The sequence below is a fragment of the Modestobacter sp. SYSU DS0511 genome (genome assembly GCF_054050755.1).
Genome location: NZ_JBJGZY010000019.1, coordinates 1 through 25,525 on the forward strand (window position 1 = coordinate 1; position 25,525 = coordinate 25,525).

Consider the following 25,525-nt stretch of genomic DNA (forward strand, 5'->3'; position numbering starts at 1 on the left):
CCCCCACCCTCGACCCCGCCCCCCCCCCCCCCCCCCCCCCCCCCCCCCCCCCCCCCCCCCCCCCCCCCCCCCCCCCCCCCCCCCCCCCCCCCCCCCCCCCCCCCCCCCACGCCCCTCGCCGATCAGTGGCGGCTGAGCCCGGCACCTGCCCGGGGGCCCGGCGAGAGCCGGTCGGTGGGGCCGTCGGGGGCCCGGAGGGTCCCGCCGGGAACGCCGGGAACGCCGGGAACGCCGGGAACGCCGGGAACGGCTCCGCGTCCGCGGGGGGGGGTACGGCACCTGGCCGCGGCGGAGGCCGGTAGGCCGACCGATGTCACAGCACCTCGACGGACTCCAGCACGCGGTCGACGACGCCGTAGAGCTCGGCGTGGGTGTTGGGGACCGAGACGTACAGCAGCGCCGGGGCCTCGCGGCCGACGTCGACGAGCAGCAGCGCGGCCCGTTCCCCGGTGGCGTCGTAGCCCTCGACGTCCCAGGCGAGGTCGAACTCGTAGACCCAGGCCTGCGCGCCGTCGACGGTGACCGCCTCGTCCCGGCGCACGGTGCGCTCGTTGGGTCCCGGGTAGTGGGCGTCCCGGACGAAGTCGGCGATCGTGGTCGTGGTGATCTGCAGGCTGGCCGGGCCGCTCCACCCGAACGCGGACACCAACGGCCCGGAGGTGCACTGGGCGATGAAGGAGTCGAACGCGTCGGGCAGCTCCTCCTGGGTGACGAAGTACTGCCCGGCGGTCGCGGTGGTCTCGATCTGGTCGCCGCGGTCCCACTCGAACCAGCCGTCGCCCAGCCAGGGGTAGGAGATCCCGGCGGCCTCGTCGATGACCCGGACCGTGCCCGGGGGGAACGGGGTGCCCGGCTCGCTGCTGGGCCGGGCGACGGGGGCGCCCGCCCCGTCATCGTCGGAGCGGCCGACGAGCACCCCGACGAGCACGACGAGGGCGACCACCAGCAGGGCGCCGAGCCCGACCAGCAGCGGCCGGCGTGACCGGGGGGCGGGCGCGGGCTCCCCGGCGCCCCACGCCTCCCAGGCGGCCGGGCCGGTGGCCGGCCGGCTGGGCGCCTCGAACGCCCGGCCGACGCTGACCCCGGGGCCGGCGGGGGTGGTGACGTCGGACCAGCCGGCACCGTTCCACCACCGCACCAGCCCCGGGGCGCCGTCCGGGTCGGGGTACCAGCCGGGTGGGGCGGCTCCGGGCGCGGTCACGTCAGCGGGCGACGGTCGCCAGCTCGCGCCACAGGTGGGCGGCCGCCTCCGCGCCGCGGTGCAGCATCGGCAGCAGCACCCGCTCGTTGGGCGAGTGGATCCGGTCGGTGGGCAGCCCGGCGCCGAGGAACACCAGCGGCGCGCCCAGCTGCTCGACGAGGTCGGCCTCCGGGCCGCTGCCGCCCTCCTTCATGAACAGCACCTGATCCGGGGTGCTGTCCCAGGCCTGGGCGATCGCCGACAGCAGCGCGTCCATGTACGGGGAGTCCAGGTCGCTGGCGCAGGGGGCGACGCCGCCGGGTGGGGCGTGCACCTCGGCCTCGATGCCGGCGGGCAGGTGCTGCTCGACCCAGGTGCGCACCTGGTCGGCGATCTCCTCCGGCCGCTGGTCGGCGACCAGCCGGAAGGTGAGCTTGGCGTGCGCCTCGGCCGGGATGATCGTCTTGTGGCCGGGGCCGGTGTACCCGCCCCACATCCCGTTGACCTCCGCCGTCGGCCGGGCGCCGATGCGCTCCTGGGTGCTGAACCCGGCCTCACCGGTGGTGGCCCGGGAGGCGGCCGGGCCGGCGAGCCACGCGGCCTCGTCGAAGGGCACCCGGCCCATCAGCTCGCGCTCGCGGTCCGACAGCGGCCGCACCTTGTCGTAGAAGCCGGGGAGGGTGACCCGGCCCTGGTCGTCGTGCAGCGCGCTGATCAGCTCGGCCATCGCGTGCAGCGGGTTGGGCACCGCCCCGCCGAAGGAGCCGGAGTGCAGGTCGACGGCCGGGCCGCGCAGGGTGATCTCGGCGTCGGCCAGCCCGCGCATGGAGGTGACGGCGCTGGGCAGGTGGGGGGCGGCCATGCCGGTGTCGCTGACCACGACGACGTCGCAGTCGAGGCGGTCCCGCTTCTCCCGGAGCAGCTCCGCGAAGTGCGGCGAGCCGGACTCCTCCTCGCCCTCGATGACCAGCTTGACGGTGACCGCGGGGGTGTTCCGGCCGGTGGCGGCGAGGTGGGCGCGGATGCCGAGCAGGTGGAAGGCGACGTTGCCCTTGTCGTCGATGGCGCCACGGGCGTGCAGCTCGGGGCCGTCGGGGCCCTCGACGCGGGTCGGCTCGAACGGCGGGTGCTCCCACAGCTCCAGCGGGTCGACCGGCTGGACGTCGTGGTGGCCGTAGACGAGGGCGACGGGGGCGCCGGCGTCGGCGGAGGGCCACTCGGCGAAGATCGCCGGGGCGCCGGGGGTCTCCCAGATCTCCACGGTCGGGAAGCCGGTGCGGCGCAGCGCCTCGGCCAGCCACTCGGCGCTGGCCCGCACGTCGCCGGCGTGGGCCGGGTCGGCGGAGATCGACGGGATCCGCAGCCACGCGTCGAGGTCGGCGTGCAGGTCCTCGAGGTGGGCGGTGACGAAGTCGCGTTCGGCGCTGCTGCTCACCGCCGAACGGTAACGCGGGGTGCCGAGCCGACCGGCGCAGTGGCGGCTACGTTGCGTGCATGCCGGTGGGGATGTTGCAGGTGGACGTCGGTGACCTGACCTTCGACGTCCGGACCGACGGACCGGACGACGGGTTGCCGGTGCTGCTGCTGCACGGCTTCCCGGAGACGTCGCTGTCGTGGTCGGCGGTGACGCCGCTGCTGGCGCAGGCCGGGTTGCGCACCCTTGCCCCCGACCAGCTGGGCTACTCCCCCGGCGCCCGGCCGCTGGACGTCGACGCCTACGCGCTGCCCAACCTGGTGCAGGTCACCGCCGATCTGATGACGGCGCTGGACGTGCCTGTGGCGCACGTGGTCGGCCACGACTGGGGGGCGAACGTGGCGTGGGCGCTGGCCGCCTGGCACCCGGACCGGGTGGCGTCGCTGACCGCGGTCTCGGTGCCGCACCCGACGGCGTTCACCCTCGCCTACCGCGCGGACCGGGAGCAGCAGGAGCGGTCGAGCTACATCCGACTGTTCCGCCGGGCCGGTGAGGCGGAGGAGGTGCTGCTCGCCGACGACGCGCGGCGGCTGCGCCGGCTGCTGGAGGCGCCCGGGGTGCCGGCCGAGGCGGTCGACGCCTACGTCCACCTGCTGTCGGCGCCGGGCGCGCTGACCGCCGCGCTGAACTGGTACCGGGCGATGGACGCGAGCACCCGGGTCGACCCGGTCGAGGTGCCGACGACGTTCGTGTGGAGCGACGGCGACGTGGCGATCGGCCGCACCGCCGCCGAGGCGTGCGCGGACCAGGTGACCGGCGACTACCGGTTCGTCGAGCTGCCGGGGATCACGCACTGGGTGCCGGAGCAGGCCCCCGAGGCGCTGGCCGGGGCGATCATCGAGCGGGTGCTCACCGGCGCTGCGTTCGACCCGGCGCGCCGGCACCACCTCACGCCACCGAGCTGACTCCTGGCCCGGGTCCGACGGTGTGCGCTGTCTGCTGGTTCAACAGCCGACAACTGACACTCAGCGCACACCGTCAGGCGGTGCCGATGACCAGGGCGAGCAGGCCGGCCTCGTCGAGCAGGTCGACCGGGCGCAGGGTGACCCCGGCGGCGACGTGGTGGAAGCCGGCGCTGACCCGCTCGACCGGCACTCCGGTCAGCCGCGACCAGCCCAGCCGGTAGGCGGCCAGCTGCACGCCCGCGGCGGCGAGCTCCGCGGCGCCGGGCACCGGGCCGGTCTTCCAGTCGATGACCTCGTAGCCGCCGTCGGGCGTGGCGTAGACGGCGTCGATCCGCCCGCGGAGCGTCAGCGGCCCGAGCGGTGTCTCGAACGGCGCCTCCACGTCGACCGGCTGCCGGTCGGCCCACTCGCTGGCCAGGAACGCCTCCTGCAGCGCCGACAGCGCCTCGTCGGGGGCGGCCTCGGCGTCGCCGGAGCCGGGCAGCTCGTCGAGGTCGATCAGCCGGGAGGTGCCGAACCGCTCCTCCAGCCAGGCGTGGAACGCGGTGCCCCGGCGGGCGAGCGGCGCCGGCGCGGCCGGCATCGGGCGGCGCAGGCGCCGGGCCAGCTCCGCCGGGTCGCGGCGCAACGCCACCAGCGCCGACACCGACAGGTGTGCCGGCAGCGCCACCTCGACCGTGCCGCGGGAGTGCTCGGCCCGCTCGCGCAGCAGCAGGTCGGCGTCGCGGATCCAGTCGGCGACCAGCGGGTCGTCGGTGGCCTGCAACGCCTCGTCGGTGAGCGGGTGCGGCCGGCTGGCGGCGACCAGCTCGGCGGCGGCGCTCAACGCGCGGCGCCGTCCCGAGGACAGCGGGTCGGCCGGCCACACGCCGATCGGCCACTCGGCCAGCGCCGGGTTCTCCGCGTCGTCGGCCGGCGCCTCGGCCCAGGCGTCGACGACGCCGGCACCGGCGTCGACCGCGTCCTTGACCGCGAGCAGCAGCGAGGACGGCCCGCACACGGTCTTGCCGTCGCGCCACCAGCTGCCCGAGCACAGCAGCAGGTGCTTGGCCCGGGTGACCGCCACGTAGCCGAGCCGGATCTCCTCGGCCAGCCCGAAGTCCTTCCACTCGGCGACGTAGTCGGCCAGCGCGTCGCGGACCGCGGCCTGGTCACCGGAGCCGGGCACGGGCAGGTGCAGCCGGGGCAGCTCGGCGCGGTCGGTGAGGCGCAGGTCGACCGGGACGGCGCCGGGGTCGCGGATCCAGGAGTCGGAGGCGTCGCCCTTGGCCGGGAACTGCCCGACGGTCATGCCGGGGACGGCGACGACGTCCCACTCCAGCCCCTTGGCGGAGTGGCCGGTGAGCAGCTGCACCGCCTCCGGGTTGACCGCCACCTCCCCCGGCTCCAGCCCGCGCTCGCGGACCTCGGCGTCGGCGAGGTAGCCGAGGAACGCCGGCAGCGAGGGCAGCTCGGCGAGCTCGGCGAACTGGGCGGCGACCTCGTGCAGCGCGTCGAGGTGCGTGCGCGCCCGGCCGGGGGTGACGTCGGGGTGGCTGGCCAGCTCGGTCTCCAGGCCCAGGACCCGGACCACCTCGTCGACCAGGTCGGGCAGCGACTCCCCCAGCCGCCCCCGCAGGGTGCCCAGCTCGGTGCCCAGCCGCCGGAGCCGGCGGAAGCCCTCGGCGGAGTACGCCTCGGGACGGCCGAGGTCGTCCAGCGCCTCGATGATGCTGCCCCGTTCCCGGGGCAGCTCGGGGGTGGCGCCCTCGGTGGGGGCGGCGGCGACGTCGCCGGGCGGTCCGGGTTCGGCGGCCGCGGTCCGCCGCTCACGCACCAGTGACCGCGCCCGGCCCTCCAGCGCGGCGAGGTCGCGCGGGCCGATCCGCCAGCGGGCGCCGGTGAGCAGCCGGCCCAGCGCGTCACCGGCGGTCGGGTCGACCAGCACCCGCAGCGTGGCGACGACGTCGGAGACCTCCGGCACGTCGAGCAGCCCACCGAGGCCGACCACCTCGACCGGCAGCCCGCGCTCCCGCAGGGCCGCGGCGATGCCGGGCAGCTGGGCCCGGCGGCGGGCCAGCACCGCGATCGTCGGGCGCTTCTCGGCAGGACGGTCCGGGCCGGGACCGTGCCACTCGGCGGCCAGCCGGTCGGCGAGCGCCGCGGTCTCCTCGGCCACGGTCTCGTAGAGCCCGACGTGCACCGCCCCCGGGCCGGCGACCGGCGACGGCGTGAGGTCCGGCAGCGGCTGCTCGGGTTCCGGCAGCGCGGCGGCGACGGTGTTGGCGACGGCGAGCACCGCCCGGTCGTTGCGCCAGCTGGTCGACAGCGTGAGCCGCTCGGCCGGCCGTTCGGGGGTGCCGGGGAAGGTGCGGGCGAACCGCTCGATCGTGCCGGCCGAGGCGCCGCGCCAGCCGTAGATCGACTGCCGTGGGTCGCCGACGGCGAGCACCGGGTGCCCACCGGGCCCCCCGAACAGTGCCTCGAGCATGCGCAGCTGACCGACGCTGGTGTCCTGGTACTCGTCGAGCAGCACCACGCGCCAGCGGGCCCGCTCGCGGCGGCCCACCTCCGGGGAGCTGACCGCCACCCGGGCGGCGTAGGCCACCTGGTCGGCGTAGTCGATGGCGCCCGCGGCCCGCTTGCGCGCCTCGAACGCCTCGACCATCGGCAGCAGCGCCACCCGGGCCCGCTGCCGGGCCAGCATGGCCAGCACGTCGGCGTAGGGGCCCTTCTTGCGGCCCGCGTCGGCGTAGCCGCGCAGCTGGGCCTCGAAGCGGGCGGTCCAGGCGCGCAGCCGGTCCGGGCTGACGTCGTGCTCGCCCAGCTCGGCGGCCAGCTGCAGCACGTCCTCGGTGGTGGTGACCAGGCCCAGCGCCACGTCGGCCATGTCGCCGGTGTGGCCGGCGACGACGGTGGCGGCCTGTCCCCAGCACATGGCCGGGCCCAGCACACCGGCGCCGGGCTCCACCCCGATCCGCAGCCCGTGCTCGGCGACGATCCCGGCGGCGTACCCGTGGTAGGTGGCGACGGTGGGCGCGGCGACGGTCAGCCGCTCGCGCAGCGCCGGGTCGGTGTCGGGGTGCTCGGCCAGCGCGCCCAGCCGCAGCCGCACCCGGGCGTTGAGCTCGCTGGCGGCCTTGCGGGTGAAGGTCAGCCCGAGCACCGCCTCCGGCGCGACCAGCTGGTTGGCCACCAGCCAGGCGACCCGGGCGGCCATCGTCTCGGTCTTGCCCGACCCGGCGCCGGCGACGACGACCAGCGGCCGGTCGACCGGTGCGGAGACGACACCGGCCTGCTCGGGGGACGGCGCGTAGCTCAGGCCGCACCGGGCGGCGACCTCGGCGGGGGTGAGCAGCTCCGGCAGCGCCGGTTCACCGACCGGCCCGAGACCGGGGAGGTCGAACGACAGCTGGTGAAGGACCCCGTTCTCCCCTCCGCTCGCACCCTCGCGAGGGAACCCGGAACGGGGCCGGGAGACACCGGAAGAGGCACTCATTGGGTCACCTGCCGGCCGGACTCCTGCACCGGGCAGCTGCGCCGGAACGCGCAGCGCTCGCAATCGGTGTCGGTGCGTGCGACGAACGTGCCGGCACCCATGCCCTCGCCCACCTCCGCGATCAGCTCCCCGGCCCAGGTCTGCCGCGGGTCGACGTCGGGAGGCAGCGGCGACTGCGCGTGCTCCTTGGCCGCCTTCTGCGCACCGCCCACCTGCAGCAGCGCGGCTCCTCCGCTCACCGTGCCGTGCCGTTCGAAGGCGCCCTCGGCGACGGCCACCTGGTAGGCCGCGAGCTGGCCGTGCTCCTCCACGGTCCGCGGCGCGGTCTTGCCGGTCTTGAGGTCGACCACCACCAGCCGGCCGTCGGCGTCGCGCTCCAGCCGGTCGACCTGACCGCGCAGCCGCGCCCGGCCGACGACGACGTCGAAGTCCTCCTCGGCCGCGACCAGCTCGCGGTCGCCCTTCGCGTGCCAGGCGAGGAACTTGGCCAGCATCTCCTGGGCGCGGTCCCGCTGCCGCTGGTCGAACCAGCCGGGCCCGAGGTCCAGGCCGTCGAGCTCGGTGTCCAGCACCGCCGCGGCCTCGGCCGGGGGCAGGCCCTCGGCCACCCGCTGGGCGACGTCGTGCACCGCGGACCCGACGGTGCGGGTCGCCTCCGGCGCCGCCTCCGCGCCGACCGCGCCGAGCACCCACCGCAGCGGGCAGCGCTGGAAGGTGTCGATCGCCGACGGCCGGACCGGGACGACGTCGGCCGGGTCGACCAGCGGGGCGTCGTCGGACAGCGGAGCCAGCCCCCACCAGCCCGCCGGGTCGGCACCCGGCACCCGCTCGTCGGCCAGCCGGCGCAGCACGGCGGCGGCGCTGGACCGGCGCGGCGACGGGGTCTGCGGGTCGGTCAGGTGCCGGCGCAGCTCGGCGACCAGCGCCGGGAGGGTGAGCTGCCGGGGCAGCGACGTGTGCGGCCGGGCGCCGTCGCCGCCGCGCGGCAGCGGGTCGACCAGGTCGAGGAAGCGCGACGCGGCGGCCCCGGCGTCCCCGCCCTCCAGCGCGCCGTCGACGGCGGTGACCAGCAGCCGCCGCCGGGCGCGGGTGCAGGCCACGTAGAACAGCCGGCGCTCCTCGGCGAGGGCGAGCGTGCGGCGGTCGAGGGTCTCCGGGTCGGTGCCCCCGGCGGCGTCGACCAGGTCCTCGGCGCCGAGCAGGCTGGCCCGGGCGCGCAGGTCCGGCCAGACGCCGTCCTGCACCCCGGCCACGCAGACCACGTCCCACTCCAGGCCCTTGCTGGCGTGCGCGGTGAGCAGCCGGACCGTCTCACCGGCCGGTGCCCGGGCCGCGCCGCTGTCACCGGGCAGCTGCTGGGCGCCCAGGTGTGCGACGAAGGCGGCCACCCCGGCGTGCGGCAGCCGGTCGACGAAGGCAGCGGCTGCGTCGAAGAGCGAGACGACGGCGTCCAGGTCGCGGTCGGCGACCGCGCCGGTCGGCCCGCCGGCGGCGCTGGCCCGGGCCCAGCGGTGGCTCAGCCCGCTGGCCTGCCACATCGCCCACAACACGTCCTCGGCGGAACCACCGGTGGTCAGCGCGAGCCGCCCGGCCGACAGCACCCGGGCGACCCGGGCGGCCGGCCGGGCCACGTGCTCGGGCAGTGCGTCCAGGAGAGTGGCGTCGGCGAGCACCGCGGCCAGCGGCGCGCCGCGGGAGCCGGCGTCCTCCCCGCGGTCGACCAGCGCCCGCCGGGCCGCGCGGCGCAGCCGGCGCAGGTCGAGGACGGTGGCCCCGCCCAGCGGCGAGGCGAGCAGCGCCTCCGCGCCCGGCTCGTCGAACCCCGCCTCAGCTGGCTCACCGTCGACCGCGGACTGCGCTGGGAGGAGCGCCCCCAGCGCGGCGAGGAACGGCTGCACCGCCGGCTGGGCGGCGAGCGCGACGTCGTCGGCGGACACCGCGACCGGCACCCCGGCCTGGGTGAGCGCGCGACGCACCGGAGCCAGCCCCGCCGCTGCCGAGCGGACCACCACCGCCATCTGCGACCAGGGCACGCCGTCGAGCAGGTGTGCCCGGCGCAGCGTGTCGGCGAGGAACGCCGCCTCGGTGGCCGGGGAGTCGAAGACGTGCACCTCCGCCTCTCCGGGGGGCATCCCCTCGCCGGGGGCGAGCCGGCGGTGCTCCCAGGGGCCGGGCAGCCCTTCGGCGACCCGGCGGCTGACCGCGAGCAGCTCGGCCCCCGAGCGGCGGCAGACGCCGAGCGACAGCCGGTCGGCGGGGCGGCCGTCGCGGTGCCGGAAGCGGGTGGGGAACTCGACGATGCCCCGCGGCTCGGCCCCGCGGAAGGCGTAGATGGCCTGGTCGGGGTCGCCGACGACGACCAGGTCGCCACCGCCGCCGGCCAGCAGCTCGACCAGCTCCACCTGCGCCGGGTCGGTGTCCTGGTACTCGTCGACGAACAGCCAGCGGGCCCGCTCCCGCTCGGTGCGCAGCAGGTCGGGGTCGGCGCGCAGCTCGTCGATCGCGGTGCGCACCAGCTCCGCGGGGTCGTAGCCGCTGGCACCGCCGCGGGCGGCGGTGGCGAAGGCGGACACCCCGGCGTACTGGTCGGCGAAGCGGGCGGCGGCCACCCAGTGCGGCAGGCCGCGGTCACGGCCCCAGGCGGCCAGCCGCTCGGGGTCGATGCCCCGTTCGGTCGCGCGCAGCAGCAGCTCGCGCAGCTCCTCCCGGAAGCCGGTGGTCTGCAGCGCCGCGGCGAGCTCGTCGGGCCAGCGCACGCCGTCCTCGGCGACGTCGCCGGCGAGCAGCTCGGCGACGACGGCGTCCTGCTCGGCCGCAGTCAGCAGCCGAGGCGCCGGCTCACCCCGGAGCACGGCGGCTCGCCGGAGGACGCCGAAGGCGTAGGAGTGGAACGTGCGGGCCACCGGCTCCCGGATGGTGCGCCCCACGCGGGCGGTGATTCGGGTGCGCAGCTCGCCGGCGGCCTTGCGGCTGAAGGTGAGCACCAGCAGGCGCTCGGGGTCGGCGCCGGCCTCGATGCGGGCGGCGACGGCCTCCACGATCGTCGTCGTCTTCCCGGTGCCGGGCCCGGCCAGCACCAGCAGCGGCCCGCCCGGGTGGTCGACCACCGCCTGCTGGGTCGGGTCGAGCCGGGGACGGACGACCGGCACCGCCTCCGGCTGCACCAGCCGGTAGACCGGCTCCCCCGTCGCGACCCCGCCGTCCCCCCGCACCCCTCGATGAGAACACGACCCACCGACGGTCCCCGGGAGCGCGCCGCCGGCTCAGGGCTCGTCGGGCCAGCCGACGGCCGCGAGGTCGACCCGGATGCCGCGCACCGGCACGCCCTCGGCGGCGAGCAGCGCGAGCTGGCGCACCCGCACCGGCTCGGCCGGGGTGCCGTCGGCGCGCACGACGCGGTGCCACGGGACGGCCCCGCCGCCGGCCGACAGCGCCCGGGCCACCCGCCGGGGGCCCACGCCGACCAGGCGGCCGATGGCCCCGTAGGTGCTGACCCGACCCGGCGGGATGGCCTCGACCGCGTCGAGGACGGCCTCGTCGACGTCGGCGGCCGACCGGCCCTCCCCCGCTGACCCCACGGGTCAGCTCACGAAGTCGCTGTTCTCGACCCACCACTCGTAGAGCGCGACGACGTCGTCCTGGGTCTCCCCCGGCGCGCTCACCACGCCCTCGGTGAGGAACTCGTCGTCGGTCCAGTAGAGGAACGCGGTGCCATCGGTCAGCCCGCAGCCGAGCAGCCCGCCGGCGCCGCCCTCCCCGCGCGCCCACACGCCGTAGCCGTCCTCGGTGCAGTCGGTCGCGCCGGCCCACTCCTCCAGCCCCAGACCGCCGACGTCGGCGACGAACACGTCGTCGAGCGTGTCGACGTCGGGATAGCGCAGGAACATCGCGTCGGTCGGGCCCGGCTGGGTCGACGCCGCGCCGCAGGCGGCGGCGACGACGTCGCCGTCACCGATCGGCTCGGCCTCGCTGCACTCGGCGAAGTCGTCCGGCAGCGAGGCGAGGAACTCCGTCACGCTGATGCTGGGGCTCGCGGAGAACGCCTCGGCGCCCGCGGACGACGAGGGGGCCGCCGGCCGGGAGGCGGAGGTCGAGGTCTCGGCCGAGTGGCCGGCCGCGGTGGGTGCCTCCTCGTCCCCGCCACCCTTCAGCCACAGCACCAGCCCGACGGCGACCACGGCCAGCAGGGCCACCGCGGCTGCGGCGGTGACCACCAGGGTCCGCTTCCGGTCCGGCCCCGGCGCACCGGGCCCACCGGCTCCCTCGCCCCACGGGGCCGGACCTCCCGGAGCACCCCAGGTGCCGGGTTGCCCGGGCGGCGGACCCCAGCCGCCGGCCGACGGCTGGCCGACCGGCGGGATCCCCCAGCCGGCACCCGGCTCGGGAGCCCACGGAGCCTGCCCGGCGGGCTGCGCGTCGAGGGGTCCCTGCGGGGGCGGTCCCTGGGGTGGCTGGCTCATGCGTGCGGACCTCCGGCTCGGCTGTTCGACGACGGAGCCTAGGTGCGTGACGCGCGTCATCGGGCCGAACGGGCCCACGACCCACCCTCAGGAGCGACGCCCGAACCTCGCCAGCAGCCGGGTCTGCAGGTCTGCACCGGGTGGCGGCTCGACCGGGGCGGCGAACAGGCCGGGCTGCCCGTCGTCCCCGAGGTTGGCCTCGGCGTACCGGAAGGCGGCTGCGGCCAGCTCGGGGTCCAGGTGGGTGTCGCCACCCACGGCCCGGGCGAGGTCCCAGGCGTGCACGGTGAGGTCGGCGGTCATCTCGGTGAGGTAGTCGGCGGCGCTCGCCGGACCGGCGGACAGCTGCACCGTGCGGTCGAGGACGGCGGGGTCGGCCCACGCCGCCAGGGCACCGTCGGCGGCGGTCTCCCAGGCGGTGAGCGGGTCGGTGCCGATCAGCTCGTCGGTGTCGGTGGGGATGCGCTGGGCGACGACCTCCAGCGGCTCGCCGGCCAGCAGGGGCGGCACCCACAGCTGCTCGCTGGTCAGGTGCGCCACCAGGTCGGCGACGCTCCACTCGGGCAGCGCGAGAGCGTCCCACTCCCCGGGCTCCACGGCGTCCACCCGGTCGGTGAACTGCGCCTGGGCCCGCTGGAAGAGCAGCAGCAGGTCGGTGTGGCTGGGCGCGGGCATGCCGCCAGTAGAACGCACCTGGGCCCCGGCCCGCCCAGTGGCGGAGCCGGGGCCCAGGTGAGTTGCTCTTCGGCCCCCTCGCAGGGTCCCGGCCCGAGCGGAGCGAGGGTCGGGGGGCGAGGGGGTCCTTCAGTACGTGGGCAGGGTCTTGTCGATCCGGGTGGCCCAGGAGGTGACGCCGCCCTGCACGTGCACGGCGTCCTTGAACCCGGCGTTCTTCACCGCGGCCAGCGCTTCCGCGGAGCGGACGCCGGTCTTGCAGTGCAGCACGATCGGCTTGTCGTTGGGCAGCTGCGCCAGGGCCCGGCCGGAGAGGATCTCGTCCTTGGGGATGAGCTTGGCACCCGGGATCGAGACGATCTCGTACTCGTTGGGCTCGCGGACGTCGATCAGCTCGAACTCCTTGCCGGAGTCCATCATGTCCTTGAGCTCGTCGACGGTGATCGTCGAGCCGGCCGCGGCCTGCTGGGCCTCGTCGGAGACGACGCCGCAGAAGCTCTCGTAGTCGATCAGCCCGGTGATCGGCTCACCCTCGGGGTCCTTGCGCACCTTGATGGTGCGGAAGGTCATCTCCAGGGCGTCGTAGACCATGAGCCGGCCGAGCAGCGTCTCGCCGATGCCGGTGATCAGCTTGACCGCCTCGGTGGCCTGGATGGCGCCGACGGTCGCGCACAGCACACCGAGGACACCGCCCTCGGCGCAGCTGGGGACCATGCCGGGCGGCGGCGGCACCGGGTAGAGGTCGCGGTAGTTGGGCCCGTGCTCGTTCCAGAAGACCGAGACCTGGCCGTCGAACCGGTAGATCGAGCCCCACACGTACGGCTTGTTCAGCAGGACGGCGGCGTCGTTGACCAGGTACCGGGTGGCGAAGTTGTCGGTGCCGTCGACGATGAGGTCGTACTGGCTGAAGATCTCCAGCACGTTCTCGTTGTCCAGCCGCGTCTCGTGCAGGCGGACGTCGACGTAGGGGTTGATCTCCCGGATCGAGTCCGCGGCGCTCTTGGCCTTGGAGCGGCCGACGTCGGACTGCCCGTGGATGATCTGGCGCTGCAGGTTGGACTCGTCGACGGTGTCGAACTCGACGATGCCCAGGGTGCCCACGCCGGCCGCGGCCAGGTACATCAGCACCGGCGAGCCGAGGCCACCGGCGCCGACGGCGAGCACCTTGGCGTTCTTGAGCCGCTTCTGCCCGTCCATCCCGACGTCGGGGATGATCAGGTGGCGGCTGTAGCGGCGGACCTCGTCGATCGACAGGTCGTCGGCGGGCTCCACCAGGGGTGGCAACTGCACGGGGCGCTCCTCACACGGCTGTGTCGTCAGGCGCGCCGGCCCGAGCCGGCGTCCTGGACTGCGCAACAGCCTGACACGGGCCGGTAATCCCGGTCCCGCACGCCGTCCCACCCACCGGGACGCGCGCCCGACCAGGACGACGGGGCAGCACCGACCAGGAGTACGGAGACCGGCGGCGCCAGCCGCCTCAGCGGAGGCGACGCGGGGCCCGGAGGGTCCCCGGCGCAGCCGCTGGGAACGGCTCAGCGCAGCAGGGGGACGGCACCTGGCCGCGGTGCGATCCGGAGGACCGCGATGTCACGGATACGGCCAGGCGTTCTTGACGCAGCCCTGCAGACCGAGCGTCTGCTGCTGCATGACCGGCGCGAGCTGCCCCGGCCCGGGGCACGGCTGGTGCCCGTTGCCCAGCGCGTGCCCGACCTCGTGGTTGACCACGTACTGCCGGTAGGTGGGGATGTCGCCGCCGTAGTCGGGAACGGCGGTCTCCCAGCGGGCCAGGTTAATCACAGCGCGCTCGCCGTACCGGCAGGAGGTGTAGCCGCCGGTGCCCACCCCGGGGCAGTAGGTCTCCATGCTGCCGGGGCTGACCAGGCTGACCCGGAAGTCGTACTCCCCCGCGGCGGCCTCGGCCGCGCCCACCCGCTGGAAGGACCGTTGCCCGCCGGCGCCCCAGGAGCGCGGGTCGCCGAGGATGCCCTCGACGGCGGCGGCGAACTGGGCGCCGTCGACCCCGATGCCGTCCTCCACCTCGACGACGAACCGCTGCAGCGGTCCGGTGCCGTGGACCTGCGAGCTGCCGTCGACGACCGAGACGCTGCCCGCGCCCTGCTCGACGTAGGTGGGCGCGGCGGCCGGCGGCGGGGGCTGCTCGGTGGGTGCGCCCTCCCCCTCGGCCGGCGCCTGCTCGGTCGGCGTGGGCGTCGGCTCGACGGCGGGGGCGGTGACCGATGAGGGCGCCGCAGCCGGATCGGCGACCGGGGCCTGGTCCGCGCCGCTGAGCGCGACGTCGGCCAGGGTGAGGACGGTGGCCAGGGTGAGCACCGGGATGGCGTAGGCGCGCCAGCCGTACCGGCGGGTGAACCGCCGGATCGGACCCGCGGGCGGCGGCGCCTGGCGGCGGGCCCGCGGCACCGGGTCGGGCCGGGCGACCAGTGGTCCGGTGCGCGAGCCGGCACTGCGCGCCGAGGCACCGGCGGCGGGTGCACCCGCACGGACGGGGCGCTGGCGGCCGGCCGTCCCCGCGGACCGGGGAACCGGGACGGGGGGCCGCGGTGGCCGCGCCGGGTGGCGACCGGGACGGTCGTCGGGGCTGGCCACGGCGGCCAGGCTCTCACGGATCCCGGGCGGGGCGGCAGAGCCGCCGGGCGGTGTCCCGGTCGCGTGTCCGGCTCAGGCCTGCGCCGTCGAGGAGTCCCGTCCGGCGGCCCGGGCGCCGTCCGCGACGTCCTCGGCGAGGGCGAGCACGGCCCGGGCGGTGGGCTCGGGGGCCTCCATCATCGCCAGGTGGCCGATGCCGGCCTGCACCTGGAGGCGGGCGTCGGGCAGCACGTCGGCGAGCCGGGTGGCGAGCGCCGGGTCGACCAGGCGGTCCCGGTCGCCGGTGACCACCAGGGACGGCATCCGCACCGACCGGGCCATGCGCCAGGCGTTGGCCCGGCCGAACCGCAGGTAGGAGGTCATCAGGCCGCGCAGGCTGCGGGTGAGCGCCTGCCCCGCCCAGGGCTGCTCGTCGCGCTCCCGCATCTCCTCGACGACCTGCTGCAGGCGCTCGGGTGGGACCGCGTCGGGGTTGCCGAAGCAGGCCTGCACCAGCCCCCGCACCCGCTCCTCGGGGCTCACCCCGGCCAGCCGCTTCTCGGCCAGCGCCGGCACCCCCGGCAGCAGGACCAGGGTGATCGCCCGGTCGAAGGCGGCGGGCACCCGGTAGACCGGCATGGCCGCGGAGATCAGCGAGAGGGTGGCGACCAGGTCCGGACGGCGCGCGGCCACCCACACGCTCACCAGCCCGCCGAGGGAGTTGCCGATCAGGTGCACCGGCCGCCCCTGCCCCGGCCCAGGGCGGGCGGCGACCCACTCCAGGACGTCGATGACGGCCTGCGCGTGCCGCTCGATCGAGTAGCGCCGCGGCGGGCCCGACCGGCCGAACCCGGGCAGGTCCAGGGCGTGGCCCTCGAAGCGGACGGCGAGCAGTCCGGCGAGGTCGGTCCAGTTGGTCGAGGCCCCGCCCAGCCCGTGCACGTACAGCGCCCGTTCCCGCGGGGCCGTGGCGACGTCCGAGCCGTCGACGGGCCCACGCCAGGGTGTGGAGCGGACGAAGACCTCGCCGCCGGAGACGGGCACCATCTCCCCGGGCCAGGGCGGGAGCAACCGGCCCAGCCGCGGCAGCGGGCTCTCGGACAGCCGTGCGTCGGTCACCCGCTCGACGGTAGAACACCGACGCGACCCCGCCCGCCGGAGCCGCCCGACCGCGGGCCGGTACGACGTCGTCCGACCTACCCGCCGGTACGATCGCCGGGCCATGCAGCCCAGCCTCCCCGCTCCCGCGCCGCCGGCCGGTCGCCGGACCGCCCGCCTGCCGCGCGGCGCCCGCCGACTGCAGCTGCTGCGCGCCGCCCAGGACGTCTTCGTCGCCCAGGGCTACCACGCCGCGGCGATGGACGACATCGCCGACCGGGCCGGGGTCAGCAAACCGGTGCTCTACCAGCACTTCCCCGGCAAGCGGGAGCTGTATCTGGCGCTGCTGGAGCAGCAGGTCGACGAGCTCACCGACCGGGTGCGGCAGGCGATGGCGGGCACCGACGACAACCGGGCGCGGGTCGACGGCGCGGTCGGCGCCTACTTCGACTTCATCGACGCCGACGGCGAGGCGTTCCGCCTGGTCTTCGAGTCCGATCTGCGCAACGACCCGCAGGTCTCCGAGCTAGCCGGCCGCGGGACCCGCGCGGTCACCGAGGCGATCGCCGAGGTGATCGCCGCCGACACCGGCGCCGACGAGGAGCGGGCGCTGCTGCTCTCCGCGGGGCTGACCGGCATGGCGGAGAGCAGCGCCCGCTGGTGGCTGGCCCGCAAGGGCACCCTGTCGCGCGACGAGGCGGTGGCGCTGATGTCCGCGCTGGCGTGGCGCGGCATCTCCGGCTTCCCCCGCCGCGACGACGGCGACGGGCAGTGACGTCCGGCGCCGTCGTTCGCTGACGGCGCATCCGCCGGACCGGCTGACCCGCGGGCGCTGCACTAGCGTGGGCCGGAGCAGCCAGACCTGAGGAGGCATCTCCACGTGGAAGTCAAGATCGGTGTCCAACACTCCCCCCGCGAGCTGGTCATCGACAGCCCGAAGAGCCCCGACGAGATCGCGGCCGAGGTGTCCAAGGCCATGAGCGCGTCCAAGGACGGCCTGCTGACGCTGGTCGACGAGCGCGGCCGCCGCGTCGTCGTCCCGGTCGACCGGATCGCCTACGTCGAGATCGCCGAGGCCGACCAGCGCCGGGTGGGCTTCATCTCCGGCTGAAGAAGGACCCCGGTGCCCCCACGACGCGCTGACGCTCGTCGCGGGCCCCGGCACCGGGGCCGTTCCATCAGCCCACCAGGGGGCGTCACCGCAGCCGCGGTGGCGCCCCCTCGGCGTCGCTAGGGGTTCAGACCGAGGGCCCGCATGCGCACGCCGTGCGCCTCGGTGAGCCGCTGCAGCAGCTGGCCGACACCGGCGAGGTCGCCGGTGCCGGTCATCATCAGGTCGGCGAGGTCGTCGTGCTCGGCGATCACCGCCTGCGACTGGGTGAGCGCCTCACCCACGAGGCGACGGGCCCACAGCGCCAGCCGCCCGGCCACCGTCGGGTCGGCGGCGATCGCCGCGCGGACCTCCCGGACGGCGAAGTCGGCGTGCCCGGTGTCGGCGAGCACCTCCTCCACCAGCGCACGGTCAGGATGCGGGAGGAACGCCGCGACCTCGCGGTAGAAGTCGGTGGCCAGGCCGTCGCCGACGTAGGCCTTGACCAGCCCCTCCAGCCAGCTCCCGGCCCTTGTCTGGTCGTGGAAGCCGTCCAGGGCGGCGACGAACGGCGCCATCGCCTCCGCCGGGTCCACCCCCAGCTCGACCAGCCGGGCGGCCAGCCGGCCGTGGTGGTCGATCTCCGCGGCCGCCATCCGGGCCAGCGCGGCGCGGCCGGCGAGCGTCGGCGCCATCCGGGCGTCCTCGGCCAGCCGGTCGAAGGCGGTGAGCTCGGCGTAGGAGAGCACGCCGAGCAGCTCCACGACCGCCCGCCGCTGCACCTCGGCGTCCAGCACGCGCCCGTCGGCACCCACTCCGCGTCCGCCCCCCGTCGCCGTCCGCCCTGCCCCCGCCGGGTGGTCCCGGCGGTGTCGCAGCGGCGCACCGGCAGGTTAACGGGCTGCCGCAGGCTAGGATGGAATGTGCGGGCCGCGAGGTCCGTTCACCGAAGTGCACGACCGCAATGCAATTCCGTGTGCGCTGATGACCGCTGGATGACGCTCCTCCCGGAGCTCTCCCGGGCAGTCTGCACTCGACGCCCGGTCGAACTGGCCGCGTCGGCGCTGGATCGACAATCCCGGAACCGACCGGGACCGGCGTGCGTCGCCGGCGGCGCCCCGACACCGGGGCCGGACCACGACGCCGACGGTCCCCCACCAGACCGAGGCGAGAGAACTGACCTCCATCGAGAACACCCCCACGGACAACGCCCCCGCCGCTCCGGAGCTGGAGCACGCCGAGACCGGCGCGCCCGCTCCCGAGGAGCTCGAGCAGCAGGTCGAGGAGCTCGGCGGCGCCCCCGTCGCCAGCGACAGCCCGCTGTTCAGCGACTTCGACGTGCACCCCGACATCGTGGCCGCGCTGGCCGAGGTGGGGATCACCCGCACCTTCGCCATCCAGGAGCTGACGCTGCCGCTGGCGCTGGCCGGCAACGACCTCATCGGGCAGGCCCGCACCGGCACCGGCAAGACCCTGGGCTTCGGCGTCCCGCTGCTGCAGCGGGTCACCCCGCCGGCCGAGGGCGCGGACGGCGTCCCGCAGGCGCTGGTCGTCGTCCCGACCCGCGAGCTGTGCGTGCAGGTCTCCCGCGACCTCGCCGCCGCCGGCGCCAAGCGCGGCATCCGGGTGCAGGCCATCTACGGTGGCCGCGCCTTCGAGCCGCAGGTCGCCGCGCTGCAGGCCGGGGTCGAGGTCGTCGTCGGCACCCCCGGCCGGCTGCTGGACCTCGCGCAGCAGGGACACCTGATCCTGGGCAAGGTCCGCGGGCTGGTCCTCGACGAGGCCGACGAGATGCTCGACCTGGGCTTCCTGCCCGACATCGAGCGCATCCTGGCGATGGTCCCGGAGAAGCGGCAGACGATGCTGTTCTCCGCGACCATGCCCGGCCCGATCGTCACGCTCTCGCGGTCGTTCATGACCCAGCCCACGCACATCCGGGCACACGGCAACGACGAGGGCTCGACGGTCCCGCAGACCACCCAGTTCATCTACCGGGCGCACAACCTGGACAAGCCCGAGCTGCTGTCCCGGGTGCTGCAGGCCCGCGACCGCGGCCTGGTGATGGTCTTCTGCCGCACCAAGCGCACCGCGCAGAAGGTCGCCGACGAGCTGGTCGACCGCGGGTTCGCGGCCGCCGCCGTGCACGGCGACCTGGGCCAGGGCGCCCGCGAGCAGGCGCTGCGCGCCTTCCGCGCCGGCAAGGTCGACGTGCTCGTCGCCACCGACGTCGCCGCGCGCGGCATCGACGTCACCGGTGTCAGCCACGTCGTGAACTACCAGTGCCCCGAGGACGAGAAGACCTACGTCCACCGGATCGGCCGCACCGGCCGCGCCGGCAGCACCGGCGTCGCGGTCACCCTGGTCGACTGGGACGACATCCCGCGCTGGCAGCTGATCAACAAGGCGCTGGACCTCGACTTCGCCGACCCGCCGGAGACCTACTCCACGTCGCCGTGGGTCTACACCGACCTGGACGTGCCGACCACGGCCAAGGGCCGGCTGCCCCGCTCGCAGCGCACCCGCGAGGGGTTGGGCGCCGAGACGCTCGAGGACCTCGGCGAGACCGGCAAGCGCCAGCGGGCCGGCGGTGGCTCCGCCACCGGCTCGGGTCGCGGCCCCGGCGGCGCGAACCACTCCGGCCCCGGCCGGGAGGACGCCGAGCCGTCGGCCGGGCCCAGCAAGAGCCGCCCGCGCCGGCGCACGCGCGGTGGCGGGGAGGCCGCCGCGGGTGCGGCAGCCGCCCTCGGCGACGACGCACCGGCCGCAGGCGCGGCCGGTGGCGGCGAGGGCGCGCCCACCGCGACCGCCTCGGCCACCGGTGACGGTGGCGCGCCGAAGCGCCGCCGCCGGCGCCGTGGCGGCGCCAAGCGCAGCGGTTCGGCGGGGGGCGACACGACCGGCGGCAGCGCCGACTCCGGCTCGGCCGGCGGCGGCGAGCCTCCCGCCTGATGAAGGACCTGCCTTCCCCCCGCTCCCCGCTCCGCTCGGGGCGGGCTCCTGAAGGCAGGCCGTTCCGGCGCGTCGCCTCGCGCCCGCCGCTGCGGGTGTGGGTCTGGACGGCGGTCACCCTCGTGGTGGCCGCCGTCGCCGTCTCGCTGTGGCTGACCTCCGACGTCGCCGCGACCTCCTCGACGACCGCACCACCGGCGTCCGTGGCCGACCAGGCACCGGCCGGCGCGCTGACCGCGGCGTGGTCGGCCCCGACCCGCGCGGACCTGCGCGGACCGGTGGTGGCGAGCGGGCGGGTGCTGGTCACCGACGAGCACGGGGTGGCCCTGCTCGACGCCGCCACGGGCACGGAGGCCTGGCACTACCGGCGGTCGAACGCACAGCTGTGCGACGCGACCGCGGTCGACGGCCTGGTGATCGTGGCCTTCCGCACCACGAGCCGGTGCAACGAGCTCACCGCGCTGACCGCGGCCACCGGGGAGCGGGCCTGGTACCGCAACGTGCGCTTCCGCACCGACGTCGACCTGACCAGCACCGAGCAGGTGCTGCTGGCCAGCACCCCGACCGGGATCGTCACCATCGACCCCACCGGCGACAACACGCGCTGGCGGGTCTCCCCCGCGGACGGCTGCCGGTTCGTCGACGCCGACGCCGGCAGCACCGGCGTGGCCGTGCTGCAGCGCTGCGGCGAGGGCTCCCCGCTGCAGGTGCTGCTCTACGACGGCCTCGGCGGCGGCCTCACCTGGACCCGCGAGCTGGACACCGGTCCCGCGACGGCGCGGCTGGTCGGCGCCGACCGGCTGGTCGACGTCGTCGTCGGGGACACGGTCACCGTGCTCGACCCGGCCGACGGCGCCACCCTGCGGGTGCTCGACCTGCCGCCGCTGCCCGCCGGCGCCGACGAACGCAGCGAGCCACTGCTGCAGGCCGGCGTCGAGGACGTCGCCCTGCTGTGGGTCCGCGGCACGCTGATCGCACTGGACCAGGGCACCGGCGAACCCCGCTGGAGCCGGCCGGCGCTCGGGCTGCCCGCGGCGGTGGGCAACTCCCCGGTCACCGACGTGCTGGTGCCCGAGGACGGCGCGTTCGTCCGCCGGGCGCTGGCCGACGGCGCCGAGCTGGGCCGGTCCACGGTCGGGGGCGAGGTGCCCTCCGGTGGCCGCACCGCCGTCGTCGGGCCGACGGTCGTCGTCGCCACCCCGGGAGAGGTCCGCGCCTTCCGCTGACGGGTGGCCGGACGACCGTCGGGCGGTCCGGTGCACACTCGGTGACATGGTCCTGCCAGGTGGTTCCGAGCACGCCGCCCCCGACGACCTCCGCCAGCTCGCCGTGCACGACGCCCGGCCGGTCACCTTCCGGGGTGGCAGCGGGCCGATCGCCGCGCTGGACACCGGCGCCGACCGGGACGCCCGCGCCACCGTGCTGCTGGTGGCCGGCTACACCGGCAGCAAGGAGGACTTCGCGCCGCTGCTGACGCCGCTGGCCGACGCCGGCCTGCGCGCCGTCGCGATCGACCAGCGCGGGCAGTACGAGTCCCCGGGCCCGGACGACCCGGCCGCCTACGCCGTGGCCGAGCTCGCCGCCGACGTCGTCACCGTGGCCCGCCAGCTGCAGGAGCAGGACGGCCGCCCGGTGCACCTGCTGGGCCACAGCTTCGGCGGCATCGTGACCCGCGCCGCCGTGCTCGCCGACCCGGCGCTGTTCGCCTCGCTGACCCTGCTGGGCAGCGGCCCGGCCGCGCTGACCGGCCCCCGCGCGGAGCTGCTGGACCACCTCTCCCCGCTGCTGGACGCCGGCGGCGTGCAGCTGGTCAGCGACACCCTGGAACAGCTCGCGATGACCGACCCCCGGGCGCAGGCGGTGCCCGCCCCCACCCGCGAGTTCCTCACCCGCCGCTTCCTGGCCAACAGCGCCGCCGGCCTGCGCGGCATGGCCGACGCGATGCTCGGTGAGCCCGACCGGGTGGCCGAGCTGGCCGCCACCGGGGTCCCGGTGCTCGTGGCGCACGGCATCGCCGACGACGCGTGGCGCCCGGCGCTGCAGGCGGAGATGGCCGCGCGGCTGGGTGCCCGGCACGAGGTCATCCCGCAGGCGGTGCACTCCCCCGCGATCGAGAACCCGGCCCGCACGCTCGCCGTGCTGCTGGACTTCCTCGCCGATCCCGCTGCCTCGACCGCCGCCGCCCGGTCCGCCGACGACGCCGGGGCGGTGCGGTGAGGCCGACGCCGTCGCTGCGCGAGTTCACCGCGGCGGAGGACCGGCTGGGCTTCTTCGGCCCGGACAGCATCAGCTGGCGGATCCACGCCGACCCGGCGTTCTCCGTGGGCGGCATCCGGGCGCTGCTGCTCCAGGCGCTGCACCCGGTGGCGATGGACGGCGTCCACCAGTTCTCCGAGGCCTTCGGCAGCGAGCCGTGGGCACGGCTGACCCGCACCGCCGAGTACGTCGCGACGCTCACCTTCGGCACCCGCCGGGACGCGCTGCGCGCGGTGCGCCGGGTCCGCGGGATGCACCGGGACAAGTCGGCGGTGGAGGAGACCACCGGGCGCGCCTACTCCGTCGACGACGCCGACCTGCTGCTGTGGGTGCACTGCTGCGAGGTCGACTCGCTGCTGTCCACCGCCCGCCGCGCGGGGGTCCCGCTGACCGACGACGACGCCGACCGCTACGTCGCCGAGCAGGTGGTGGCCGCGGTGCTCATCGGCTGCGAGGAAGGCGACGTCCCCACGACCGCTGCCGAGCTGGCCGGCTACCTGGACCGGACGCGGCCGCGACTGGCGGTCACCCCCGCCGCGCGGACCGCCTCGCGTTTCGTGCTCGCACCGCCGATGCCGGGCTGGGTGCAGTTGTTCACCCCGGCCCGCCCCGCGTGGAGCACCCTGGCCGGCCTGGGCGCGGCGACGCTCCCGCAGTGGGCCCGCCGGCTCTACGGCCTGCCCGGGCTGGGCATCACCGACGCGGCCGCGACCGCGGCGGTGCGCGCGTTCCGGCAGGCAGCCCTGGCGGTGCCCGCCCGGGTGCGGGAGTCGCCGATCGTGCGCGCCGCCCGGGAGAGAGTCGCCGACGACGCCGCGCTCAGCGCGTAGCGGTCAGGACACCCGGCGCTCCTCCCCGGCCGGCTGGTCCAGGACGCGGCGGGCCGCAGCGAGGACGGCATCGGCCACCCGGCCCAGCGCTGGGGAGCGCAGCTTCCACTGCTGCCAGTGCAGCAGGACCTCGACCGCGCCGGCGTCGTCCAGCGCGACCAGCTCGCCCGGCGGCTCCTGCTGCGGCGGCACCATGCCCCAGCCGAAGCCCAGGCGCACGGCCTCCACGTAGTCGGTCGACGACGGGACGAAGTGCGCCGGGACGCCGTCCGGGTCGACCGAGCGGGACCGCAGGTAGCGGTGCTGCAGATCGTCCCGGCGGTCGAAGACGACGACCGGCGCCTGCGTGAGCGCCGTCGCGGTGACGCCTTCGGGGAACCACCGTGCGACGACGGCGGCGGTCGCCATCGGCCGGTACCGCATGCCCCCGAGCCGGGTCACCGTGCAGCCGGGCACCGGGTCGGCGTCGGCGGTGATCGCGGCCATCACCGACCCGTCGCGCAGCAGCGCACTCGTGTGCTCCTGGTCCTCCCGGCGCAGGTCGAAGGCGACCTCCCCGGCGAGCGGGGCCAGCGCGGGCAGCACCCAGGTGGCCAGCGAGTCGGCGTTCACCGCGATCGGCAGGGCCACCGGGCCGCGGTCGGCGCCCAGCTCCCGGGCGGTCTCGGCGGTGAGCAGCCCCACCTGGCGGGCCAGCCGCAGCACCGCCTCCCCCGACGACGTCACCTGCACCGGCCGGCTGCGGACGAGCAGCACCCGGCCGGTGGCCGTCTCCAGCGCCTTGAGCCGCTGGCTGACCGCGCTCGGCGTGACGTGCAGGGCCCGGGCGGCCGCGTCCAGGCTGCCGGCCGCGACCGTCGCCTCCAGGGCGCGCAGCTGGCCGAGATCGAGATCCACCCGCGCATTAGAGCAGCTGTTGGACCGTCAATGACATGAGCGATGCTGCAGCGCGCAACTGCCTAGGGTCTCCGGCATGCCCACTGCCGCCGTCGCTACCGCCTCCGGACTCGGACTGGGGTTGTCGCTGATCATCGCGATCGGCGCGCAGAACGCCTTCGTGCTGCGGCAGGGGCTCCGCGCCGAGCACGTCGCCGCCGTCGTCGCCGTCTGCCTGGTCTCCGACGTCGTGCTGATCGCGGCCGGCACGGCGGGCGCCGGTGCCCTGGTGACCCGGGTCCCGGAGCTGCTCGTCGTCGTCTGCTTCGCCGGCGCGGCCTTCCTGCTGGGCTACGGCGTCCTCGCGGCCCGGCGGGCCCTGCGCCCGGCGGCGCTGCTGCCCGCCGACGGCGGGGCGCGCAGCTCGCTGGCTGCTGTCGTCACCACCAGCCTGGCGCTCACCTGGCTCAACCCGCACGTCTACCTGGACACCGTGGTCCTGCTCGGCTCGCTGGCCAGCACCTGGTCCGAGCAGCGCTGGTGGTTCGCCGCCGGGGCCGCGCTGGGGTCTGCGGTCTGGTTCACCGGGCTCGGCTACGGGGCGCGGCTGCTGCGCCCGGTGTTCGCCCGCCCGGCCGCCTGGCGGGTGCTCGACGCGCTGATCGCCGTCGTCATGGTGTCGCTGGCGCTCTCGCTGGTCGTCCGCGGCGTGCGCAGCGCCTGATCCGTCCGCACGGCCCTGACGCAGCGCCCCATCACGGTGGAGCCGGTCAGTCGGCCGCCGGCTCCTCGGGGAGGAAGCTCCACGGCTCCCGCGCGGGGACGGCGGCCTGGCCGGCGGGGCAGCTGGGCCGGAAGTCGCACCAGCTGCACTGCCGGCCGGTGACCGGCGGGAACGCCTCGTCGGGGCTCTGCCCGGCCTCGACGGCGTCCGTGGCGCCCGCGATGTCGGCGGCGATGTCCTCGGCGCGGCGCACGTGGTTGGCCAGCGACCGGTCGGTGTGCTCGAACGCCGCGACCGTGCCGCTGGGCAGGTGGTGCAGCTCGACCCGGCTGCACGGCCGGCGCAGCGTGCGGCGGACGCCGAGCACGTAGGCGGCCAGTGCCGGTGAGCCGCGGGCCTCGTCCTCGGTGGACGGCGTCCGGCCGGTCTTGTAGTCGACGACGACCAGCTCGTCGCCGCGCCGGTCGATCCGGTCGACCCGGCCCGACAGCGCCAGCGCCGGCGTCGTCGTCCCGACCGTGCGCTCGGTGCCGGCCGGCTCGTCGGCCGGGTCGAGCCCGGCCACGTAGTCGGTGAGCCAGGTGGCGGCCTTCGCGCGCCAGCGGTGCGACTGCTCCTCGTCGCGGAAGCCGGTGTGCGACCAGACGCCGTACAGCAGCTGGCGGACCGCGGCGGTGGTCCGCTTCTCGATCGGCAGCTCCCACCAGCTGCGCAGCGCCGCGTGCACCGCGGAGCCGACGGTGTTGTGCGCCCACGGCGGGCCCTTGGGCGGGCTGGGCCGCTCGACGTAGGCGAACCGGTAGCGGCGCGGGCAGTCGGCGAAGGTGGCGAGCTTGCTCGGCGTGCAGGCGAACAGCCGCCTGGGCATGCCCGGCATCTCCAGCTGGGCGCTCACCGCCGGTCCTCCCCCATGGCGCCACCGTAGCCGGGGCCACCGACCGTCC

21 protein-coding genes are annotated in these 25,525 nt (G+C 76.4%); 8 read left to right on the forward strand and 13 right to left on the reverse strand.

The features are described from left to right. Positions 1 to 313: 313 nt before the first annotated feature. Both ACI783_RS11260 and ACI783_RS11265 read right to left on the reverse strand, forming a co-directional pair. Positions 314 to 1,201 carry a DUF2510 domain-containing protein gene (locus ACI783_RS11260; RefSeq protein ID WP_457140514.1) on the reverse strand — a complete coding sequence of 296 codons (888 nt, stop codon included), beginning with the start codon at positions 1,199 to 1,201 and terminating at the stop codon, positions 314 to 316. A gap of 1 nt (position 1,202) precedes the next feature. Further along, complete coding sequence (locus tag ACI783_RS11265; RefSeq protein ID WP_457140515.1) at positions 1,203 to 2,615, reverse strand: dipeptidase; 1,413 nt, start codon at positions 2,613 to 2,615, stop codon at positions 1,203 to 1,205. Between the two features lie 59 nt (positions 2,616 to 2,674). On the opposite strand from ACI783_RS11265, the gene ACI783_RS11270 reads away from it, so the two are divergent. Next, positions 2,675 to 3,559, forward strand: a complete 885-nt coding sequence (locus tag ACI783_RS11270) for an alpha/beta fold hydrolase (protein ID WP_457140516.1) — start codon at positions 2,675 to 2,677, stop codon at positions 3,557 to 3,559. 73 nt (positions 3,560 to 3,632) lie between these two features. Here the strand turns inward: ACI783_RS11270 and ACI783_RS11275 are convergent, their stop codons facing one another. From ACI783_RS11275 to ACI783_RS11310, 8 genes are all read right to left on the reverse strand, one after another. After that, positions 3,633 to 7,037 carry an ATP-dependent helicase gene (locus ACI783_RS11275; protein ID WP_457140517.1) on the reverse strand — a complete coding sequence of 1,135 codons (3,405 nt, stop codon included), beginning with the start codon at positions 7,035 to 7,037 and terminating at the stop codon, positions 3,633 to 3,635. After that, positions 7,034 to 10,249, reverse strand: a complete 3,216-nt coding sequence (locus tag ACI783_RS11280; RefSeq protein ID WP_457140518.1) for an ATP-dependent helicase — start codon at positions 10,247 to 10,249, stop codon at positions 7,034 to 7,036. The genes ACI783_RS11275 and ACI783_RS11280 overlap by 4 nt, the downstream gene beginning before the upstream one ends. 51 nt (positions 10,250 to 10,300) lie before the next feature. After that, positions 10,301 to 10,615, reverse strand: coding sequence for an MGMT family protein (locus tag ACI783_RS11285; protein WP_457140519.1), 315 nt, complete (start codon positions 10,613 to 10,615; stop codon positions 10,301 to 10,303). Positions 10,616 to 10,618: 3 nt separating this feature from the next. Then, positions 10,619 to 11,251: a hypothetical protein gene (locus ACI783_RS11290; RefSeq protein ID WP_457140520.1), complete on the reverse strand. Its 633-nt coding sequence runs from the start codon at positions 11,249 to 11,251 to the stop codon at positions 10,619 to 10,621. Between the two features lie 333 nt (positions 11,252 to 11,584). Continuing rightward, positions 11,585 to 12,172 (reverse strand): TIGR03086 family metal-binding protein, encoded by a 588-nt coding sequence (locus ACI783_RS11295; RefSeq protein ID WP_457140521.1) that lies wholly within the window; start codon positions 12,170 to 12,172, stop codon positions 11,585 to 11,587. A 129-nt stretch (positions 12,173 to 12,301) separates the two neighbouring features. Then, on the reverse strand, positions 12,302 to 13,462 hold the full coding sequence (gene moeZ / locus ACI783_RS11300; RefSeq protein ID WP_457140522.1) for an adenylyltransferase/sulfurtransferase MoeZ: 1,161 nt from the start codon (positions 13,460 to 13,462) through the stop codon (positions 12,302 to 12,304). 297 nt (positions 13,463 to 13,759) lie between these two features. Then, positions 13,760 to 14,779, reverse strand: coding sequence for a DUF3152 domain-containing protein (locus tag ACI783_RS11305; RefSeq protein ID WP_457140523.1), 1,020 nt, complete (start codon positions 14,777 to 14,779; stop codon positions 13,760 to 13,762). 72 nt (positions 14,780 to 14,851) lie between these two features. After that, complete coding sequence (locus ACI783_RS11310; protein ID WP_457140524.1) at positions 14,852 to 15,877, reverse strand: alpha/beta fold hydrolase; 1,026 nt, start codon at positions 15,875 to 15,877, stop codon at positions 14,852 to 14,854. A gap of 103 nt (positions 15,878 to 15,980) precedes the next feature. On the opposite strand from ACI783_RS11310, the gene ACI783_RS11315 reads away from it, so the two are divergent. After that, on the forward strand, positions 15,981 to 16,631 hold the full coding sequence (locus tag ACI783_RS11315; RefSeq protein WP_457084910.1) for a TetR/AcrR family transcriptional regulator: 651 nt from the start codon (positions 15,981 to 15,983) through the stop codon (positions 16,629 to 16,631). Between the two features lie 105 nt (positions 16,632 to 16,736). Further along, positions 16,737 to 16,967, forward strand: a complete 231-nt coding sequence (locus ACI783_RS11320; protein WP_457084909.1) for a DUF3107 domain-containing protein — start codon at positions 16,737 to 16,739, stop codon at positions 16,965 to 16,967. A 119-nt stretch (positions 16,968 to 17,086) separates the two neighbouring features. On the opposite strand, the gene ACI783_RS11325 is transcribed toward ACI783_RS11320, so the two are convergent. Beyond that, the gene (locus tag ACI783_RS11325; RefSeq protein ID WP_457140525.1) at positions 17,087 to 17,761 is read right to left on the reverse strand and encodes a ferritin-like fold-containing protein; all 675 of its coding nucleotides are present in this window, start codon (positions 17,759 to 17,761) and stop codon (positions 17,087 to 17,089) included. A gap of 523 nt (positions 17,762 to 18,284) precedes the next feature. Between ACI783_RS11325 and ACI783_RS11330 the strand changes: the two genes are divergently transcribed. From ACI783_RS11330 to ACI783_RS11345, 4 genes are read left to right on the forward strand one after another with little or no spacing between them, the layout of a single operon-like run. Further along, positions 18,285 to 19,895 carry a DEAD/DEAH box helicase gene (locus ACI783_RS11330; protein ID WP_457140526.1) on the forward strand — a complete coding sequence of 537 codons (1,611 nt, stop codon included), beginning with the start codon at positions 18,285 to 18,287 and terminating at the stop codon, positions 19,893 to 19,895. Further along, positions 19,895 to 21,121, forward strand: a complete 1,227-nt coding sequence (locus ACI783_RS11335) for an outer membrane protein assembly factor BamB family protein (protein ID WP_457140527.1) — start codon at positions 19,895 to 19,897, stop codon at positions 21,119 to 21,121. Before ACI783_RS11330 ends, ACI783_RS11335 begins: the two co-directional genes overlap by 1 nt. Before the next feature lie 46 nt (positions 21,122 to 21,167). Next, complete coding sequence (locus ACI783_RS11340) at positions 21,168 to 22,112, forward strand: alpha/beta fold hydrolase (RefSeq protein ID WP_457140528.1); 945 nt, start codon at positions 21,168 to 21,170, stop codon at positions 22,110 to 22,112. After that, positions 22,109 to 22,981 (forward strand): oxygenase MpaB family protein, encoded by an 873-nt coding sequence (locus ACI783_RS11345; RefSeq protein ID WP_457140529.1) that lies wholly within the window; start codon positions 22,109 to 22,111, stop codon positions 22,979 to 22,981. Before ACI783_RS11340 ends, ACI783_RS11345 begins: the two co-directional genes overlap by 4 nt. Positions 22,982 to 22,984: 3 nt before the next feature. On the opposite strand, the gene ACI783_RS11350 is transcribed toward ACI783_RS11345, so the two are convergent. Next, positions 22,985 to 23,878 (reverse strand): LysR family transcriptional regulator ArgP, encoded by an 894-nt coding sequence (locus tag ACI783_RS11350; protein ID WP_457140530.1) that lies wholly within the window; start codon positions 23,876 to 23,878, stop codon positions 22,985 to 22,987. Positions 23,879 to 23,954: 76 nt separating this feature from the next. Here ACI783_RS11350 and ACI783_RS11355 point away from each other — a divergent pair, with 76 nt between their 5' ends. Next, complete coding sequence (locus ACI783_RS11355; RefSeq protein ID WP_457140531.1) at positions 23,955 to 24,581, forward strand: LysE/ArgO family amino acid transporter; 627 nt, start codon at positions 23,955 to 23,957, stop codon at positions 24,579 to 24,581. A gap of 46 nt (positions 24,582 to 24,627) precedes the next feature. On the opposite strand, the gene ACI783_RS11360 is transcribed toward ACI783_RS11355, so the two are convergent. Next, positions 24,628 to 25,476, reverse strand: coding sequence for a RecB family exonuclease (locus ACI783_RS11360; protein ID WP_457140532.1), 849 nt, complete (start codon positions 25,474 to 25,476; stop codon positions 24,628 to 24,630). Positions 25,477 to 25,525 lie beyond the last annotated feature (49 nt).